Below are 19,193 nucleotides of genomic sequence, written 5' to 3' on the forward strand. Positions count from 1 at the left end.
CCTTAATCCAGCCGACGTTTGGTTTTCAGCCACGTCAGGCCAATAAACATTACCGCCGAAGCGATTAAAAACAGCACGTTGATAACCAGCACCACCGGAATGTTGCCCGCCAAAAAAAGGCTTTGCAGGGTGCTGACGAAATAGCGCGCCGGAATAATGTAAGTCACCGCGCGGATAATCGCCGGCATGCTGTCTATCTGGAAGATAAACCCCGACAACATAATCGAGGGCAGGAAAGCGGCGTTCAGCGCAACCTGCGCGGCGTTAAACTGATTACGGGTGATAGTGGAGATAAGCAGGCCCATGCCGAGCGTACTGAGCAGGAACAGGCTGGTAATAAAAAACAGGATTAACAACGAGCCGCGATAGGGCACGCCAAGAATAAACACCGACACCAGCATACACAGCAGCATCGCCAGCATGCCTAAAAAGTAATAGGGGATCAGTTTGCACAGCAGCAGCTCAACGCGGGTAACTTCGGTAGACAACAGAGCTTCCATGGTGCCGCGCTCCCATTCACGCGCCACCACTAACGAGGTGAGGATCGCGCCAATCACCGTCATGATGATGGTTACCGCCCCGGGAATAATAAAGTGCTGGCTGATAGCCGCCGGGTTAAACCAGTAGCGGGTCTGCACATCGATTAACGGCTTGAACGATTCCCCGCGATCCTCTGCCCGCTGTTGCTGCCAAATCTGCCAGATACCTTCGACATAACCCTGCACAAAGTTGGCGGTATTCGGTTCGCTGCCGTCAGTAATCACCTGAATAGGGGCTGTGTCGCCGGGTCGCGCCATTTGTTGGGCAAAATCTACCGGGATCACCACCAGCCCGCGAATGCGCCCGGCCTGCATTTTCTCAATCAATTCCTGACGGTTATCGCTGATGGTGGCGTCAATGTACGGCGAACCGGTCATGGTGTGGGTGAAATCCAGCGCCTCTTCGCTCTGCTGTTCGAGCAAAACTCCCACTCGCAGCTTGCTGGAGTCGAGGTTGATCCCGTAGCCGAAGATAAACAGCAGCAACAACGGGATCACCACCGCAATCAGCCAACTGCTGGGATCGCGGACGATCTGGCGCGTCTCTTTTACGCACAGCGCGCGTACGCGTCGCCATGAGAGCGCGGAGTTACTCATGCGTATGCTCCTTATCCCAGTCATTGATGAGCGTAATAAACGCCTGCTCCATGGTTGGGTCCGGTGTGTCGCTATCGGCAGCCTTTGCTTTCAGGTCGTCCGGCGTGCCGCTGGCGATCAGTTTGCCGCGATACACCAGCCCGATGCGATCGCAATATTCCGCCTCATCCATAAAGTGGGTAGTCACCATCACCGTGACGCCTTTTTCCACCATACTGTTGATATGCAACCAGAATTCTCGACGGGTAAGGGGATCAACCCCGGAAGTGGGTTCATCGAGAAACAGGATATCTGGCTCATGCATCAGCGAGCAGGCCAGCGCCAGACGTTGTTTAAAGCCCAGCGGTAGCTCGTCGGTAGCGTGGGAGGCGATGCTTTTCAGGCCAAATGCCTCACTCATGCGATCGATCTTCTCTTTCTGCGCTCGACCGCGCAGGCCGTAGACGCCGGAGAAAAAACGCAGATTCTGTTCAACCGTCAGGTTGCCGTACAGGGAGAATTTCTGCGCCATATAGCCCAGATGCTGACGCGCTTTGCCGGAGCTGACTTTGAGGTCCATATCCAGCACCAGCGCTTTGCCGGAGGTGGGAACCAGCAGACCGCACATCATTTTAAAGGTGGTGGATTTTCCGGCGCCGTTGGGGCCTAACAGGCCAAAAATCTCGCCGCGCTGCACGGCAAAGTCTACATGGTCGGTCGCGGCAAAATCGCCGAACTTTTTGGTCAACGCTTTGGCTTCGATCACCGTTTCGCCAGGCGTGCCTTCCACGGTATGCAGGATGGCACCCAGCGGCGACTCTGATGTTCCGGCCCCGCCGAGTAAATCGATAAAAGCATCCTCGAAACGGGGAACGGTTTCGTTGATGGTTATCTCCGGCATACCGTTCGCGTCTTGAATCTGCTTGGCCGTGGCCTCTTTTTTCAGGATCAAACGGACGGATTTCCCCTGAATCATCCCGTCGCTGACCTGCGGCAGTTTTAACACGCGTTGCAACAGTCGGCGGTTATTTTCCTGCGGGCTGCTCATTAAAAAACTGCGTCCGGCCATCGTCTGCGTAAGCTGGGTCGGATCGCCCTGATACAGCAATTCGCCTTCATTCATCAGCAGCACATCACGACACTGTTCAGCTTCATCCAGGTAGGAGGTACTCCAGAGGATCAGCATCCCGTCGCCCGCCAGTTCATGGACCATTTGCCACAACTCGCGGCGGGATATCGGGTCGACGCCCACGCCGGGCTCATCCAGCAGCAACACTTTGGGCTCGCCCACCAGCGTACAGGCAAGCCCGAGCTTCTGTTTCATGCCTCCGGAAAGCTTGCCAGCCAGTCGTCCGGTAAACGGCCCCAGCGAGGTAAATTCCAGTAACCGGGCAAAGGTTTTTTCTCGTACGTCGCCGGTGACGCTGCGCAAATCGGCATAGAGATTGAGGTTCTCCATGACCGTTAAATCTTCGTACAGGCCAAATTTCTGTGGCATATAACCGAGCACGGCATGCAGGGCGCTGTCGTCTTTGATGGGATCAAAGCCAATTACCGCAGCACTTCCGGCGTCGGGTTTTAACAAACCCGCCAGCATGCGCATCAGCGTAGTTTTGCCCGCGCCGTCCGGCCCGACAAGCCCGGTCACGTAGCCGGCATGAACGGTACAGTCGAGCGGGGCGACGGCCGGTTTTTCCATTCCGGCAAAGTTTTTCGTCAGCCCATTCAGCGTAATGACGGCGTCAGTCATGCCGCGCCTCATCGCCAAACTTTATTGTTACCGGCATCCCCTGGCGCAGCGCATCGTCTGCGTCGGTCACCACAATGCGCAGACGATAAACCAGGTCGGTACGCAGGTCAGGGGTCTCGACCGTTTTCGGGGTAAACTCGGCGGTGGGCGACACGAAGCCAATTTTACCGTGATACGGTTTGTCCGGGCGGCCATCGGTGTAGAGCAGAATTTCGCGTCCTGGCTGCGCCTGGCTCAGATTTCGTTCGTCAACGTAGGCGCGAATCCAGACCGGACGCGTGAGTGATAGCGTCAGTACTGTGCCTCCTTCGTTCAGCATGCTACCCGGTTCAACCGCCCGGGTGAGAATCGTGCCGTCAGACGGAGAGGTTAACGTAGTGTCATGCAAATTCAGCTCAGCCTGCGCCAGCTCAGCTTGCGCTTGTTCGAGTGTGGCTTTCGCCTGCTCAATATCCTGCATACGATTACCGCTGCGATACTGGGCGAGTTTATCCTGGGCTGATTTCAGTGAGGCCAGCGCCTGGTCACGTGATGAACGGGCGTTTTCCAGATCGTTAGCGGAGATGGTGCGGCTTTTCCACAGTCCTACCTGGCGATTGTAAAAGTTCTGCGCATAATCATAGGCGGCCTGCGCCTGTTTGACCGCCGCTGCGGTTTGCGCAATCTCTTCTTCGCGATATCCTGCCAGCATCAGATCGTATTGCGCCCGGACGGCGGCAACATTCGCTTTTGCCTGCATTAATGCGTTTTCATACGGCGCGTGGTCCAGTTCGCCCAGCACCTGACCGGCGGTAATGGCGTCGCCTTCGTCAACCGCCAGCGAGGCCAGCCTGCCGCCGACGCGAAAACTCAGGTTGACGCTTCGGATATCGACGTTGCCGTAGAGCGTCAGACCGTTATCTTGCCGACTTTGATACCACCACGTTCCACCGGCAATCACGGCAACGAGGGCCGCGATGACCAGCCCGAGAACGACAGGTTTTTTCATGACTCCAGACTCCTTTGCGTTAAACCTTGCAGAATAAGATCGATGTGACAGGTAACGGTTTGCTCAATCAGCGCGGTTTTATCCTCATCAAATTGTGACCAGCCCGTCCGCAACAGAATAGTTTCTTTCCCCAGACGAAAGGCCAGCACCTCGCCGAGTATGGCGTGGGTGTGCAGAATCATTTGGGTATCGTTGGCATCGCGACCAGTATAGGCAGCAATCAGGCGCGTCAGGTGGGTATGCAGCGGATTGATAACCTGGTCGTGCACCAGTTGATAAGCCGCGGTGGGTGAAAGCTGTTCGCGCGAGATAAATTTGCTCAGGTTAACGGTGCCGTCCTGGGTTAACAGCATGATCATATTTTTACAGGCGCGCAGGATAAGTTCGCGCATCGCGCCACGATCCGGCTCCGGCTGAGCAAACAGACGTTCGGCTTCTTCTGCATGCGGGCGAAACTGTGAGCCAATAAAATCAGCAATCCACTGGGCGCAGGCGAGGTATAAATCCTCTTTTGAGCCAAAATAGTAGGTGATGGCCGCAATATTTTGCCCAGCCTGTGCGGCGATATCGCGCGTTGTGGCGTGCAGACCATACTCGCCGAACTGCGCCAGTGCGGCGGCGATGAGCTGATTTTTCGCCTGTTCACCTTTGGTTGTCATGGTGGGTGTATTCATGGCACGACTCTGATCTTAATCAATCGATTGATTAAGATTATGACTGATGTGCAACCTTGTCCAGTCCGCGAGGTTATTTTCTGTTGAAGGGATAATTTATGCGGTACATCACAAAAACTGCTACACTCCGCCCCTTCATGACATTGTGGTTTTTGTCATCTCTATTGTGTGTATCTCCCTGAAAACGACACCGGTAACGGTCAGGGCGGTTCGGAGTTGTTATGTCTTTTGATTCCCTTGGTTTGAACCCTGATATTTTACGTGCCGTTGCCGAGCAGGGTTACCGTGAACCTACCCCTATTCAGCAGCAGGCGATCCCTGCCGTGCTGGAAGGCCGCGATCTGATGGCCAGCGCCCAGACCGGTACGGGGAAAACGGCAGGTTTTACCCTGCCGCTGTTGCAGCACCTGATTACTCATCAGCCGCATGGTAAAAGCCGCCGTCCGGTTCGTGCGCTGATCCTCACGCCCACTCGCGAACTGGCAGCCCAGATTGGCGAAAACGTTCGTGATTACAGTAAGTATCTCAATATTCGCTCGCTGGTGGTTTTCGGCGGTGTCAGCATTAACCCGCAGATGATGAAGCTGCGTGGCGGTGTAGACGTGCTGATTGCCACCCCGGGTCGTTTGCTCGATCTGGAACACCAGAATGCGGTGAAACTGGATCAGGTGGAAATTCTGGTGCTGGATGAAGCTGACCGCATGCTGGATATGGGCTTTATTCATGACATTCGTCGCGTTCTGGCCAAACTGCCGGCAAAACGCCAGAACCTGCTGTTCTCGGCAACGTTCTCTGACGATATTAAATCGCTGGCCGAAAAGCTGCTGCATAACCCGCTGGAAATCGAAGTGGCGCGTCGTAATACCGCGTCTGAGCAGGTGACTCAGCATGTGCATTTCGTGGATAAAAAACGCAAACGTGAACTGTTGTCGCAGATGATTGGTCAGGGCAATTGGCAGCAGGTGCTGGTGTTTACCCGTACCAAACACGGTGCAAACCATCTGGCGGAACAACTGAATAAAGACGGCATCCGCAGCGCTGCGATCCACGGTAACAAATCTCAGGGGGCGCGTACGCGTGCGCTGGCCGATTTTAAATCCGGTGATATTCGCGTGCTGGTGGCGACCGATATTGCCGCGCGCGGGCTGGATATTGAAGAGCTGCCGCACGTGGTGAACTACGAGTTGCCAAACGTCCCGGAAGATTACGTGCACCGTATTGGTCGTACCGGTCGTGCGGCTGCCACCGGCGAAGCGTTGTCTCTGGTGTGCGTCGATGAACACAAACTGTTGCGCGACATCGAGAAGCTGCTGAAAAAAGAGATCCCGCGTATTGCAACGCCAGGCTACGAGCCAGACCCGTCCATCAAAGCTGAGCCGATTCAGAACGGTCGCCAGCAGCGTGGTGGTGGCGGTCGCGGTCAGGGCGGAGCAGGGCGTGGACAGCAGCCGCGTCGTTCGGATGGCGGAGCGCCAAAAGCGAAGCCGCGTAATGGCGAAGGCAAACCGGCAGGTGATAAACCTCGTCCACCGCGCCGTCCGCGCAAACCGTCTGCAGCGCAGTAATTCACCTTGCTGTATGGCAGTATAAACATGCTATCCGGTCTACACACTGTGTAGGCCGGCCAGGTCAATCACTCCCCCGAACTTTGCGATTTCAGCACGATTGAGCAGGTATATCGTCCTGCCGGGTGAATCGAAATCGTCGTCTCAAATACTTTCCCGTCCCTGTCCAGATAACGACGCACGATTCTCATTGCTGGTGAATCAGGTGCTACATTGAGAATCTTTGCCACCTTTTTGGGCACGCCGACAGCCGTAATGGTCTGATGCACCTCATGGCTTTTAATACCGTAATGGGTTTCGATCAAATCGCTGATTAACGAGTGTGGGTCGTCACGGATGTACGTACGCAGTTTGGCGTAATCCGTGCTGGCATAGCTGTCCGTCCAGCAGATTGGCGCGTCGGGGTTTTGCGCATCTTCGCGAGTGCTGGCAATGTGCAGCCAACGGGAACCTGGCGGGCAGCCAATCATCTGGGACAACTCTATGTCCGCCACAATCTCATCAATTTTCTTGATGACGCGCAGATTGTTTTTGGCCAGCAGCAACAGATCCTCAAGATGCGATAGCGGGTGATTGACGCCGTTAGCCTTAGGTTCGCAAACGCGAGTTCCCGCGCCTTTACGCCGTGATATCAGACCTTGCTCTGTTAATTCCCTTAACGCCTCACGCATGGTGTGGCGGCTGACCTGCCATGTTTCACACAGTTCCATTTCCGTAGGAAACAGCGAACCGGGGGCAAAGGTTCCCACCGCAATTTGCTGCGCCAGTTCACGTGCTATTCGCTTGTACAGAGATTCTTTCATCGCAGTTTCATCAAAATATTAGTGATCTTTATCACGAAAATTTGTACGGACTATTCCCTACATTTCTTATAAATACTATAAATGTCCGTACATTTAAATGTACGGACATTTGTTTATGTCTGGACATTGTGGCGGCATTTGAATATCCAACAAACTGCCGTAAACACGCATCTTATCATTATCAGATTTTCCAGGGGGATTTATGGCTTCGAATGTACTTGATTCTGTTCTGTTCAGGGACTCTTTCGGCACACCGGCGATGCGCGCTGTGTTTGACGATCGCGAGCTGGTGCGCAAATACGTGGAAGTGGAAGTGGCATTAGCCAAAGCCCAGGCACGCTGTGGTGTGATACCCGAGGCTGCGGCGCAGGAAATTGCAGAAAAATGTAATGCTGACACGCTCGATTTTGATTTATTGCGCCATGAAACCGAAATTGTGGGTTATCCGATCCTACCGCTGGTGCACCAGATTTCTAAACAGGCAGGCGAGTCCGGCGGTTATGTGCACTGGGGGGCCACCACTCAGGACATTATGGACACCGCAGTGGTTCTGCAAATTCGTGATGCTTTTGCGCTCATTGAGTCCGATATGGACAAACTCCGCGCCACGCTGGCCGATCTTTCACGCCGCTACCGTGATACGCCGATGGCCGGGAGAACCCATTTACAACAGGCTTTGCCCGTGACATTCGGCTACAAAGCGGCCATCTGGCTGGATATGTTTGAACGCCACGCGGAACGTCTTTCCCAGGCGCGTCCTCGTGTATTGGTCGGCGAATTTGCGGGAGCGGCCGGTACGCTGGCATCGCTGGGGGATAAAGGGCTGGCGGTACAAAAAGCGATGATGGAAGAGCTTGGGCTAAATGTCCCAACATCCACCTGGCACGTCGCGCGTGATGGTTTTGCCGAAGCGGTGAACCTGTTAGCGGTGATTACCGGGTCGCTGGGCAAGATTGCCTACGACGTAATGCTGCTGGCAACAAATGAGTTTGGCGAACTGTATGAGCCGTTTGTTAAAGGGCGTGGCGCCAGCAGTACCATGCCGCAGAAACGCAACCCTATTTCCAGCGAGCTGATGCTGGCCTGTGCCAAAGGCGTTCGCCAACAGGCAGGGTTGATGCTTGATGCGATGGTGCAAGATCTGGAGCGTGCAACCGGGCCGTGGCATGCCGAATGGATTGCTATCCCAGAAAGTTTCGTGCTCAGCGCGGGGGCATTGCATCAGGCCAATTTTATGCTGGCGGGGCTGGTGGTCGATGAAGAGGCGATGAAACGTAACCTCGGCATGACTAATGGATTGATTGTGGCTGAAGCGGTCATGATGGGGTTGGCTCCGTATATTGGTCGTCAGGATGCACATGACGTGGTGTATGACGCCTGTCGTATCGTCAACGAACAAGGTGGACGATTGGCTGATGTGCTGAATGCGATGCCATCCGTTGCAGAAAGACTGGATCCGCAATTGATTGAAAAACTGACCGACCCGGCAAATTACCTGGGAATGGCTCCCGCGATGGTCGATCAGGTGCTGGCCAAATATATGTCGCAGAAATGAAGGTTCTCGGGCTAACGGAATAAGGATATTTTTATGTCAACGAATTCTGTCGCGGGAAAATCCATTCTGGCGTTCCTGATACCGCTGGCGATTGGGGGGATGATTTGGTTTTATCCCGTACCTGATGGTCTGACGCCTCAGGCCTGGCATATGTTTGCTATTTTTGCCGCGACCATTGCTGCTATTCTTACCCAACCGCTCCCTTCGGGGGCGGTAATGTTGATTGCGCTTTGTGTGGTGATTTTTACCAAGACATTGCCAGAGGCGAAAGCGCTGTCAGGGTTTGCGTCCGGTACAGTATGGCTCATCTTCTGCGCCTATGTTCTTTCTCTGGGGTTTGTCACCTCTGGGCTTGGGAAACGTATTGCGTATAAAATGTTATCGCTATTTGGCGGCAGTAGCCTGGGTATCGCCTACTCGCTGGGGGTATCCGATCTGATTATGGCTCCGGCAATGCCGTCAGTTACAGCCCGTTCTGGAGGGATTATTTTCCCTATCACTCGTTCAATCAATGACGTATTAGGCTCGGCTCCGGGAGTAACCGGCAAGCGTATTGGTGATTTTTTAACCATGGTGTGCTTTCAGTTTACGCCCATTACCGGGGCGATATTCCTCACCGGGATGGCGGCAAATCCGCTGGTGGCGAGTCTGGCTAAATCCTCATTAGGCGTTGAGATAACCTGGGGCGGGTGGTTTGTTTCCGCTGTTGTTCCTGCGATGGCCTGTTTCTGTTTGATGCCGCTTCTGGTCTATAAGTTGCTGGATCCTGAGCTTAAACGTACGCCAGAGGCAAAAGCGATGGGCAAGCAGGCGCTCGGTGAACTCGGTGCGATGAGCGGTAATGAGAAAAAGGTCGCGTTTGGCTTCGTGTTGGCATTGGTCGGCTGGGGCACCAGCTTAATCACGGGATTATCGGCAACCTCGGTTGGACTGGGATTGGCTGCTTATCTTTTCGCCTCTGGCGCAGTCAGCTGGAAAAGCCTGCTCAATGACCATGCAGCGTGGGACACGGTGATCTGGTTTAGCGTCATTATTAGCCTGGCAACCGGGCTTGCCGATCTGGGCTTTATTAAATGGATGACGATAAAACTGGGCAGCGGTATTCAGGGATTTGGCGCGATAGAGTCCTTTATTTTGCTGGGGATCCTCTATATTTACGTCCATTACCTCTTTGCGACCGCCACCGGCCACGTGGCTGCGCTGTATGCCCCTTTTGCGGCAACGGCGATCGCTGCGGGCGCACCGCCGATGATGGTCGCGATTTGCTTTGGTATCTTCAGTAATCTGATGTGGGGCAATACGGAATACGGTGGTGGACCTGGCCCTATCTATTTTGCCCAGGGTTATTTTGAACGCCCGCGCTTTTACAAAATCAACCTCTGTGTGGTGACGGCAAATGTCATTATCATTTTTGCCGTGGGTATGCTGTGGTGGAAGCTGCTGGGATACTATTAACCGACACGTTTATTCGGCCTGCAATGTACCTGACTGTAGGCCGTATAGGGTTCCCGGCAATTTAAGTCAACGCTGCGAAGCGCTTTCCAGAATGAGGGAAAAAGGTACATCCAGCGCCTGAAATGTGCCACAATAGTGGCTGTTTATACAGTATTTCAGGTTTTCTCATGGCACTTACGGCTGCGCTGAAAGCGCAAATCGCCGCCTGGTACAAGGCGCTTCAGGAACAGATCCCCGACTTTATCCCCCGGGCACCGCAGCGGCAGATGATTGCTGACGTCGCGAAAACGCTCTCCGGGGAAGAAGGGCGGCATCTGGCGATTGAAGCGCCGACTGGGGTGGGGAAAACCCTCTCCTATTTAATTCCGGGAATCGCCATTGCCCGTGAAGAACAAAAAACGCTGGTGGTTAGTACCGCCAACGTCGCTTTGCAGGATCAGATCTACAGCAAAGACCTGCCGTTACTGCGCAAAATTATTCCTGACCTGCGTTTTACCGCCGCGTTCGGTCGTGGGCGCTATGTCTGCCCGCGTAACTTAGCGGCGCTTGCCAGTACTGAACCCAATCAGCAGGATCTGCTGGCTTTTCTCGACGACGATCTGACGCCAAATAACCAGGAAGAACAAAAGCGCTGCGCCAGGCTGAAAGGCGACCTCGACACCTATAAATGGGACGGGCTGCGCGATCACACGGATATCGCTATTGATGACGGACTCTGGCAACGCCTGAGCACCGATAAGGCCAGCTGTCTGAATCGTAATTGTCATTATTATCGTGAATGTCCTTTTTTTGTCGCCCGCCGGGAGATTCAGGAAGCCGAAGTGGTGGTTGCCAACCATGCGCTGGTGATGGCCGCTATGGAAAGTGAAGCTGTTTTGCCGGAGCCGAAAAACCTGCTGCTGGTGCTTGATGAAGGACACCACTTGCCGGACGTTGCACGCGATGCGCTGGAGATGAGTGCGGAAATCAGCGCCCCTTGGTATCGACTACAGTTGGATCTGTTTTGTAAGTTAGTGGCAACCTGCCTGGAGCAGTTTCGCCCCAAAACCACGCCGCCGTTGGCAAATGCCGAGCGTCTGAACGGCCACTGCGAAGAACTGTATGAACTGATTTCATCGCTCAACAATATTCTTAATCTGTATATGCCCGCCACCCAGGAGGCAGAACACCGTTTTGCGATGGGGGAATTGCCAGCGGAAGTGATGGAGATTTGTCAGCGCCTGGCGAAGCTTACGGAAATGCTGCGCGGTCTGGCGGAACTGTTCCTCAACGATCTCAGCGAAAAAACCGGCACCCACGATATTGTGCGTCTGCATCGGGTTATTTTGCAGATGAACCGGGCGCTGGGTATGTTCGAAGCGCAAAGCAAGCTGTGGCGGCTGGCCTCGCTGGCGCAGTCGTCAGGCGCTCCGGTGAGTAAATGGGCGACGCGTGAAGTGCGTGACGGGCAGATCCATGTCTGGTTCCACTGCGTGGGGATCCGCGTGAGCGATCAACTGGAAAGACTGCTGTGGCGCAGCGTACCACATATTATCGTTACCTCCGCCACGCTGCGCTCGCTCAACAGCTTCTCGCGTCTGCAGGAGATGAGCGGCCTGAAAGAAAAGGCCGGTGACCGCTTCGTCGCACTGGATTCTCCGTTTAATCATGTTGAGCAAGGCAAAATTGTTATTCCGCAGATGCGCTACGAACCGTTGATGGAGAACGAAGAGCAGCATATCGCGGAAATGGCCGCCTATTTCCGCGAACAACTGGAAAGCAAAAAGCATCAGGGCATGCTGGTGCTGTTTGCCAGCGGTCGGGCGATGCAGCGTTTTCTTGAGCACGTCACCGATCTACGTCTGCTGTTGCTGGTACAGGGCGATCAGCCGCGCTATCGTCTGGTGGAGCTACACCGCAAACGGGTACAAAACGGTGAGCGTAGCGTGCTGGTGGGGCTGCAATCTTTTGCCGAAGGTCTGGATTTGAAAGGCGACCTGCTGACTCAGGTGCATATTCATAAAATCGCCTTTCCGCCAATCGATAGCCCGGTAGTGATCACCGAGGGTGAGTGGCTGAAAAGTCTGAATCGTTATCCTTTTGAAGTGCAAAGTTTACCGGCGGCATCGTTTAATTTAATCCAGCAGGTCGGGCGACTCATCCGTAGCCATGGCTGCTGGGGGGAAGTAGTTATTTATGACAAGCGTTTATTGACCAAAAACTACGGTAAGCGTTTACTGAATGCGTTACCCATATTTCCGATAGAGCAACCTGCTGTACCAGACGTTATAGTAGAACCAAAAGAAAAAGCGAAACCCACGCGCCGCCGCAGGCGTTAACGATGTGAGCAACAGCAAGGAGTTATCGATGGATTACCGCAAAATCATCAAAGAGATTGGGCGAGGGAAAAATCACGCGCGTGATCTGGATAAGGATACTGCTCGCGGACTGTATACCCATATGCTGAACGGCGACGTACCGGAGCTTGAGATGGGTGGCGTACTGATTGCGCTACGTATTAAAGGCGAGGGTGAAGCGGAGATGCTGGGTTTTTACGAAGCGATGCAGAACCATACCATTCGCCTGACGCCGCCGGTTGCTAAACCCATGCCCATTGTTATTCCCAGCTATAATGGCGCACGCAAGCAGGCGAATCTGACTCCGTTGCTGGCAATTTTACTGCACAAGCTGGGCTTTCCGGTAGTGGTGCACGGCGTCAGTGAAGATCCAACCCGCGTGCTGACAGAAACCATTTTCGAACTGATGGGCATTACGCCAACGCGGCATGCGGGACAGGCACAGGCAAAACTCGATGGTCATGAGCCGGTGTTTATCCCGGTGAGCGCGCTGTGTCCTCCGCTGGAGAAACAGCTGGCGATGCGCTGGAGAATGGGCGTGCGTAACAGCGCGCATACGCTGGCTAAACTCGCCACGCCGTTTGCTGAAGATGCCGCGCTGCGTCTTTCCAGCGTGTCGCATCCGGAATACGTATCGCGCGTGGCGAAATTCTTTGGCGACATCGGTGGTCGCGGTCTGTTGATGCACGGCACCGAAGGCGAAGTGTATGCCAACCCGCAGCGCTGCCCGCAGATAAGCCTGATCGATTCCTCCGGCGTGCGCGTATTGCACGACCGCCAGAGTGAGATGCCTGACGAACCGGTACCGCTGCCGGTGGCAAAAGATCCGGAAACTACCGCGCGCTGGATAGAACGTTGTCTGGCCGGTAGCGAGCCTGTTCCGGCTTCGTTGAAAATACAGATGGCCTGCTGCCTGGTCGCAACCGGCGAATCTTCCTCGCTGGCTGAAGGTCTGGCTCGCGTCGGGCAAAGCTTCTAATTTCTTGTTTCCCCGACAGGCCATTTCCAGGCCTGTCGGTTCATTCTTTGCAACAACGTGAAATTTCTGCACGTTTATTGACCTCCTGACTGGCGTGGCGCAGCATAGTTTGTTGAAAAATAAGAAACACAACAAACACGCGACACAACAGGAGATAACAATGAACAGTGGACATCGCTTCCATGTGCCAACGCTGCACGCCTTCATTCAGGCCATTTTTCACCAGATGGGGAGTAACGAGCAGGAAGCGCGGCTGGTGGCCGACCATCTGATTGCCTCTAACCTCGCCGGGCACGACTCCCACGGCATCGGCATGATCCCAAGCTATATTCGCTCCTTCTCGCAGGGACATCTGCAGATCAACCGTCATGCCAAAGTGGTAAAAGATGCGGGAGCGGTGATTACGCTTGATGGCGATTGCGCATTTGGTCAGGTGGCGGCGCATGAGGCAATGACGCTTGGGATTGAAAAAGCGCGCCAGTACGGTATCGCCGCCGTGGCGTTACACAATTCGCACCATATCGGACGCATTGGTTACTGGGCGGAACAATGTGCGGCGGCGGGTTTTGTCTCAGTACACTTTGTGAATGTGGTGGGTATCCCGATGGTCGCACCGTTCCACGGTCGCGATAGCCGTTTTGGCACCAACCCTTTCTGCGTCGTTTTTCCGCGTAAAAATACCTTCCCGCTGTTGCTGGACTATGCAACCAGCGCCATCGCCTTTGGCAAAACCCGTGTGGCATGGCATAAGGGGGAACCTGTGGCTCCGGGATGTCTGATTGATGCCGAGGGAGCGCCGACCACCGATCCTGCTGTGATGCAGGTCTCTCCGCTGGGTTCGTTGCTGACCTTCGCTCAACACAAGGGTTATGCGCTGGCGGCGATGTGCGAAATTATGGGCGGCGCGCTTTCTGGTGGTAAAACCACACATGAGGAGAGCCTGCAGACCAGCGCAGACGCCATCATTAACTGCATGACCACCATCATTATGAACCCGGAACTGTTCGGCGCGCCGGACTGCGATAACCAGGTCGCGGCATTTGCTGAGTGGGTAAAAGCGTCCCCGCATGCCGATGACGCTCCGATCCTGTTGCCAGGGGAGTGGGAGGTGAATACTCGTGAGGAACGGCTGGAACAAGGTATTCCGCTGGATGCCGGAAGCTGGCAGGCAATTTGCGAAGCAGCGCGGCAAATAGGGATGTCCGACACCGTGTTACGAGAGTTTCGTCAACGGTTGGAACAGTAGGCAAAAAAAAGCCCGTCCAGTGGCGGACGGGCAAACAAAGGGTAACAAACAGGGTCAATGAGGGTTGGAGCATTGGGTCGTACAGGTATTCTTTCGGTTATTTATAGATAACCGCGGTGCCGCTCATTTTGTCGTTGCCGACAGCGGAGGTGATGTTGTAACCCGTTGCGCCGGCAGCGGCGGCTTTCTCAGCCAGTTTTGCTTCCAGACCATCCAGCGTGGTGGCGCCATCTGCAGAAACTACACCAATTTTATTCATGCTTTGTGCCTGAGTGGAGGAAACCGGCTCGGCAGCGAAAACGCCAAATGACAGGGTAGAAAGGGCGATGGCGGCAACGGCAAATTTGATATTTTTCATGATTAATCTCTCGCAGGTTTGTTCTGTTAGTCAGTGTTCTGGTAAGAAGACGTTGTTTCGTCGATGTGAGAAGTATCACGTTTTTTTATGCGAGAGAAAATCGAATAGAATTGACGGCATCAATCAAAAAAATTGAATGACAAATAACTTATTGAATATTAATAAATTCGAAAGAGGGATTTACAGTTCTTGTCATTGCGCTTTACAGAGAAAGCGGCAACGGCACATTTTGCTACACAGCATGCGAAAAAGCGTGCTCGTAAAGGAAATCGTCTGCGCTGAAACTTTTGGTAAAGATGAGTCAACGTAGCTGGCTGTCTTTCGAACCTCTGCGATTATATCCTGAAAATGCTAATTTATGTGAATCTTTATCCTGCTGGCAGGCGACGCATAAGCGTACGCCCGGTACCGCCTCACGTCTGGCCTGTGGGATAGGATTACCGCATTCTTCGCATTCATACAGACTTTCCCCGGTCGGTAATTCACCGCGGGCGCGGGCAACAGCATCTTCAATAGTATTGTTGATCTGCTCGTTAACTGCGTCGTCATTTGCCCATCCGGATGCCATATGTACCTCCTGTCATTGTCTACAGAATAAGTATAGCGAATATGATGGCTGAAAAACGACCACGCATCAGCGGTATCAGATTTCAGACCATTCGTGCAGGAAACTGCATTCGGGACGAATGCAGTTGGGCTGAGTGAAGTGGGTTACTTATAGATAGTGGCGCTGCCGTACATCTGGTTTTTACCGCCCGCAGAGTTAACGACAAAGCCTTTTGCGCCTTGCTCTTTTGCTTTCTCTGCCAGCTTGTCTTCGAGATCGCTCAGGTTAGAGGCTCCGGTAGCGAATACTGTACCGGAGGCCTGGAGCTGACCGGTTGCTGGGCTGGTGTTGGGCTGTGCGGCAAAGGACGCGAACGTCATACCGGTTAGTACGGTAGCAGCAAGTAATGTGAGGCATTTCTTCATGGTGATATCCTCTGAGAAACAACAGGTGGTGCCTGATAAGTTTAGGTCGCCTGCGAATGATATTTACCGCAAAAAATCGATGATGAATCGTCTATTTTTTGAACGATTTATTCGGCATGAAACTGGCATAAAGAATCAAATTTCCTTGATGAGTGTGTTTACCGCGTGGCGTTATGCGGGTATCTTACGCCGCTGTTAAAAGGAGAATGCTATGTCCCCCCAGAAACCGGGATTACACCCACGCAACCGCCACAATGGCCGTTATGATCTTGCGACTTTATGCCAGGTTACCCCCGAGTTGACGCAATTTCTCATCCTCACGCCCGGCGGCGAGCAGAGCGTTAACTTCGCCAATCCGCAGGCAGTGAAGGCGCTCAATAAAGCACTGCTGGCGCATTTTTATGCGGTGAAAAACTGGGATATTCCAGACGGTTTTCTGTGCCCGCCAGTTCCTGGTCGTGCGGACTACATTCACCATCTGGCCGACCTGTTAGGTGAAACGACAGGAACCATTCCGGCAAATGCGAGCGTACTGGACGTGGGAGTAGGGGCCAACTGTATTTATCCGCTGATTGGCGTGCATGAATACGGCTGGCGATTCACCGGTAGCGAAACCAGTAGCGAAGCGTTTCACAGCGCTCAAGCGATCGTTAACGCCAATCCGGGGTTAACTCGCGCAATTCGTTTGCGCCGACAAAAAGATGCTGCGTCAATCTTCAACGGTATCATTCATAAAAACGAGCAGTATGAAGCCACTGTATGTAACCCGCCATTCCATGATTCTGCGGCCTCTGCGCGTGCCGGAAGCGAACGTAAGCGTCGTAATCTGGGTCAGGACAAAGATGATGCGCTGAACTTTGGCGGACAGCAGCAGGAGTTGTGGTGTGAAGGCGGCGAAGTGGCGTTCATCAAGAAAATGATCGCCGAAAGCCAGGCCTTTGGTCGGCAGGTGATGTGGTTTACCACGCTGGTTTCGCGCGGTGAGAATTTACCTCCGCTGTATCATGCATTAACGGATGCGGGCGCGGTGAAAGTGGTTAAAAAAGAGATGGCCCAGGGGCAAAAGCAGAGCCGCTTTATTGCCTGGACCTTTATGGATAACGATCAGCGTCGTCGTTTTATGGCGCGTAAACGCTAAAGCGTTGGCTCCCCTGGCGGCAGTTGATCGCTTGCCGCCGACGGAGGGCCATTCACCGGTGCAGGCAAGACCTGATACGTCTGTACCGGGGCGCGTACGTTGGCCAGATCGAAATGTTTCTTCACCTGGCTGTCGAGCGCGAAACGTACGGTCCACTGTTTCAGCGGCAGGGTCGTAAATGAGACCCGTAGCGTGAAAGCCGTATTAGTTAACCCGACGATCCCGGCAAACGATGGCTCGCCGATAATAAGCCCGCGAATATCGTCCTTTTCCATCAGCTCAGCGACAGCGTCTTTCAACGCCTGATTGGCTTTATCCGCATCCTCATGACGGTCGACATCGTAATTGGCGACGACCGAGCCAATGCCACGCACAAAGTTGGCGAAGGTGGTTATCGATGACCAGGGAATGATATGGTACGCCCCGGTATCCTGACGCACCCCCACAGAACGAATGGACATCCTTTCAACCGTACCGGTGAGTGGACCGATAGTGACTAAATCCCCGGTGTTCATACCATTTTCGAACTGAATGAAGATCCCGGTGATAATGTCTTTTACCAGCGTTTGCGAGCCAAAAGAGATCGCCAGCCCCAGCGCCCCGGCCCCGGCCAGCAAGGGGGCGATATTGACGCCAATTTCGGACAGCACAATCATGATGGTGATGGTGCTGATAATCACCGCCAGCGCATTGCGGAACAGCGTTAACAGCGTGCGGGTACGGGCACTGGGCAACGGGCGACCGTGAATATCGGAAGCCAGACGATTTTCAATCAGGCTGGCAAGGATCGTCCAGCCAATGGCGGAGAAGAAAAGAATCAGCGCGATACGAATCAGGATATCCACCGTTTTTTCTCCGGCGCCGTAATGCAGCCAGTTCCAGAAGTCGAACAATCCCCAGGCATTGAGCAGTAGCATCACCGCGACGCACACCGTCAGGATCCGGGCCACGCTTAACGCCGTCGACAGCCAGCCATTCAACCGTTTTTGTAATTCCGGATAGCTGCGCTGGGTATGTGGCGACAGGGTAATCGTTTTGGCTATCCAACGCGAAAGCATGCCGGAAACAAAGGCGGCAATGCCGATAATCACCAGGCTGCGTAACGTTGCGCCCATCATGAATTTCAGACTGTTACCAGGGTCAAACAGCGAGAAGAAAAACAGCACAATGAAGTAAGCGCTGGCCAGCCAATGCCATACCAGCGCGAAGGCGCGGATAAACAGGCTGAAAAAGGCTAACGATCTTTCCGCCAGATTGAGCAAATGCTGTGTGATCTCTTTCTTATTTCTAAAAATAAGATACAGCGCCCATAGCGTGATACACAGCATGATGATGACGTTTGCCATCGCACCGACCTGCACGTTGACCTGATTTGAGATAATAGGAACAGCAACAATCAGTCCGTAACCAATCAGGCTGCTTAATGAACTCAAACGGCGATTCCAGTAGCGCGCGCCGTCATCCTGAATGTTAAACGGGCGTAGCTCCGCTACCGTCGGGCAAAATATCAGACGTAAAATCGCCTTGAAGAACTCAATCAACGCAAAGGCATTGAGGAACAGGCTTTGCTGGAAAGCGATGGTGCGGCTCCCGGCGTTCATTCGATCGCTCAGAATCTGCCCTATAAACAACGTCAGCGCCAGCAGTAATAAATCGATAATAAATGCGCCGACGATCATTGCCGGAAGCTGTAGCCAGTTGCTGCGTTCGCGGTTTTTCCGTCGCGCCCATTGTCCCATTTTGCGATACAGCGGCAGCGCGCACAGGCGGATCAGCCAGTAAAACCCAAACACTGACGCTGCCAGCATTAAAAAATGGGTCAGGGCATTGGTGAAGGTTTGCGGGTTAAAGGTTTTATGCGGGGCGTCGGTGATGTTGCGGTAAAGCTGAGCAAAGCGGCCGGAAAGAACTTCACTATAGTGACGACTGACATCTGTCACGTTTTCCAACACCGTTTTTTCTTCAGTTAGCGTGGGGGGGACAATTACAGGCACGGGCTCGGGAGGAGGCGTTGCCGCGACTTTGCGCAATTGACCGATCAACTCCTGGCGCGATGCTTCATTGTCCAGTACGTCAGCCAGCGCGGCGTAAGCGGCTTTCTTTTGCTCAACATCAGGCTCTTTTGCGGGGGTGGCTTGCGGGTCGGCTGAAGTCGAGGTTGTGACGCCGGGTATCGTCACCGCGTGAGACGGTATGCTCAGCAGACAAAAGAAGACCAACAGGATCCAGCGCATGACTCCTCCCATGAGAAAATAAATT

The 19,193-nt window shown here is 53.7% G+C and carries 16 protein-coding genes; 7 read left to right on the forward strand and 9 right to left on the reverse strand.

The features are described from left to right. Nucleotides 1–2: 2 nt before the first annotated feature. The 4 genes from FDW96_RS20810 to cecR are packed head-to-tail and all read right to left on the reverse strand — an operon-like array spanning nt 3 to nt 4,527. Nucleotides 3–1,136 (reverse strand): ABC transporter permease, encoded by a 1,134-nt coding sequence (locus FDW96_RS20810; RefSeq protein ID WP_137366212.1) that lies wholly within the window; start codon nt 1,134–1,136, stop codon nt 3–5. Continuing rightward, nucleotides 1,129–2,865: an ATP-binding cassette domain-containing protein gene (locus tag FDW96_RS20815; RefSeq protein WP_137366213.1), complete on the reverse strand. Its 1,737-nt coding sequence runs from the start codon at nt 2,863–2,865 to the stop codon at nt 1,129–1,131. Before FDW96_RS20815 ends, FDW96_RS20810 begins: the two co-directional genes overlap by 8 nt. After that, nucleotides 2,858–3,853: a secretion protein HlyD gene (gene hlyD, locus FDW96_RS20820; RefSeq protein ID WP_137366214.1), complete on the reverse strand. Its 996-nt coding sequence runs from the start codon at nt 3,851–3,853 to the stop codon at nt 2,858–2,860. The genes FDW96_RS20815 and hlyD overlap by 8 nt, the downstream gene beginning before the upstream one ends. Then, nucleotides 3,850–4,527 (reverse strand): transcriptional regulator CecR, encoded by a 678-nt coding sequence (gene cecR, locus FDW96_RS20825; protein ID WP_137366215.1) that lies wholly within the window; start codon nt 4,525–4,527, stop codon nt 3,850–3,852. The genes hlyD and cecR overlap by 4 nt, the downstream gene beginning before the upstream one ends. A 221-nt stretch (nt 4,528–4,748) precedes the next feature. On the opposite strand from cecR, the gene rhlE reads away from it, so the two are divergent. Then, nucleotides 4,749–6,092: an ATP-dependent RNA helicase RhlE gene (gene rhlE, locus FDW96_RS20830; RefSeq protein WP_137366216.1), complete on the forward strand. Its 1,344-nt coding sequence runs from the start codon at nt 4,749–4,751 to the stop codon at nt 6,090–6,092. A gap of 68 nt (nt 6,093–6,160) precedes the next feature. Here rhlE and FDW96_RS20835 read toward each other — a convergent pair whose 3' ends face one another. Then, the gene (locus FDW96_RS20835; RefSeq protein ID WP_003831553.1) at nt 6,161–6,895 is read right to left on the reverse strand and encodes a GntR family transcriptional regulator; all 735 of its coding nucleotides are present in this window, start codon (nt 6,893–6,895) and stop codon (nt 6,161–6,163) included. Between the two features lie 202 nt (nt 6,896–7,097). Between FDW96_RS20835 and FDW96_RS20840 the strand changes: the two genes are divergently transcribed. The 5 genes from FDW96_RS20840 to FDW96_RS20860 all read left to right on the forward strand — a co-directional run bounded on the left by FDW96_RS20840 (nt 7,098) and on the right by FDW96_RS20860 (nt 14,466). Then, nucleotides 7,098–8,450 (forward strand): adenylosuccinate lyase family protein, encoded by a 1,353-nt coding sequence (locus FDW96_RS20840; protein WP_137366217.1) that lies wholly within the window; start codon nt 7,098–7,100, stop codon nt 8,448–8,450. Nucleotides 8,451–8,483: 33 nt separating this feature from the next. After that, a complete protein-coding gene (locus FDW96_RS20845; RefSeq protein ID WP_137366218.1) occupies nt 8,484–9,905 on the forward strand; it encodes a DASS family sodium-coupled anion symporter in 1,422 nt (473 codons plus the stop codon). A gap of 167 nt (nt 9,906–10,072) precedes the next feature. After that, nucleotides 10,073–12,223 (forward strand): ATP-dependent DNA helicase DinG, encoded by a 2,151-nt coding sequence (dinG, locus tag FDW96_RS20850; protein WP_137366219.1) that lies wholly within the window; start codon nt 10,073–10,075, stop codon nt 12,221–12,223. Nucleotides 12,224–12,251: 28 nt separating this feature from the next. Continuing rightward, nucleotides 12,252–13,220 carry a DNA-binding protein YbiB gene (ybiB, locus tag FDW96_RS20855; RefSeq protein ID WP_079224882.1) on the forward strand — a complete coding sequence of 323 codons (969 nt, stop codon included), beginning with the start codon at nt 12,252–12,254 and terminating at the stop codon, nt 13,218–13,220. Nucleotides 13,221–13,380: 160 nt separating this feature from the next. After that, the gene (locus tag FDW96_RS20860; protein WP_079224880.1) at nt 13,381–14,466 is read left to right on the forward strand and encodes a malate/lactate/ureidoglycolate dehydrogenase; all 1,086 of its coding nucleotides are present in this window, start codon (nt 13,381–13,383) and stop codon (nt 14,464–14,466) included. A 97-nt stretch (nt 14,467–14,563) separates the two neighbouring features. On the opposite strand, the gene ybiJ is transcribed toward FDW96_RS20860, so the two are convergent. The 3 genes from ybiJ to mcbA all read right to left on the reverse strand — a co-directional run bounded on the left by ybiJ (nt 14,564) and on the right by mcbA (nt 15,796). Beyond that, nucleotides 14,564–14,824 (reverse strand): DUF1471 family protein YbiJ, encoded by a 261-nt coding sequence (ybiJ, locus tag FDW96_RS20865; RefSeq protein WP_006685371.1) that lies wholly within the window; start codon nt 14,822–14,824, stop codon nt 14,564–14,566. A gap of 301 nt (nt 14,825–15,125) precedes the next feature. After that, nucleotides 15,126–15,392, reverse strand: a complete 267-nt coding sequence (locus FDW96_RS20870) for a DksA/TraR family C4-type zinc finger protein (protein ID WP_042309595.1) — start codon at nt 15,390–15,392, stop codon at nt 15,126–15,128. A gap of 143 nt (nt 15,393–15,535) precedes the next feature. Further along, on the reverse strand, nt 15,536–15,796 hold the full coding sequence (gene mcbA / locus FDW96_RS20875; protein WP_006685368.1) for a DUF1471 family periplasmic protein McbA: 261 nt from the start codon (nt 15,794–15,796) through the stop codon (nt 15,536–15,538). Nucleotides 15,797–16,007: 211 nt separating this feature from the next. Between mcbA and rlmF the strand changes: the two genes are divergently transcribed. Next, a complete protein-coding gene (gene rlmF / locus FDW96_RS20880) occupies nt 16,008–16,934 on the forward strand; it encodes a 23S rRNA (adenine(1618)-N(6))-methyltransferase RlmF (protein ID WP_042309591.1) in 927 nt (308 codons plus the stop codon). Here rlmF and ybiO read toward each other — a convergent pair. Next, the gene (gene ybiO / locus FDW96_RS20885) at nt 16,931–19,168 is read right to left on the reverse strand and encodes a mechanosensitive channel protein (RefSeq protein WP_137366220.1); all 2,238 of its coding nucleotides are present in this window, start codon (nt 19,166–19,168) and stop codon (nt 16,931–16,933) included. The genes rlmF and ybiO overlap by 4 nt on opposite strands. Nucleotides 19,169–19,193: the final 25 nt, after the last annotated feature.

It is taken from the genome of Citrobacter sp. TBCS-15, assembly GCF_005280815.1.
GTDB lineage: Bacteria > Pseudomonadota > Gammaproteobacteria > Enterobacterales > Enterobacteriaceae > Citrobacter > Citrobacter werkmanii.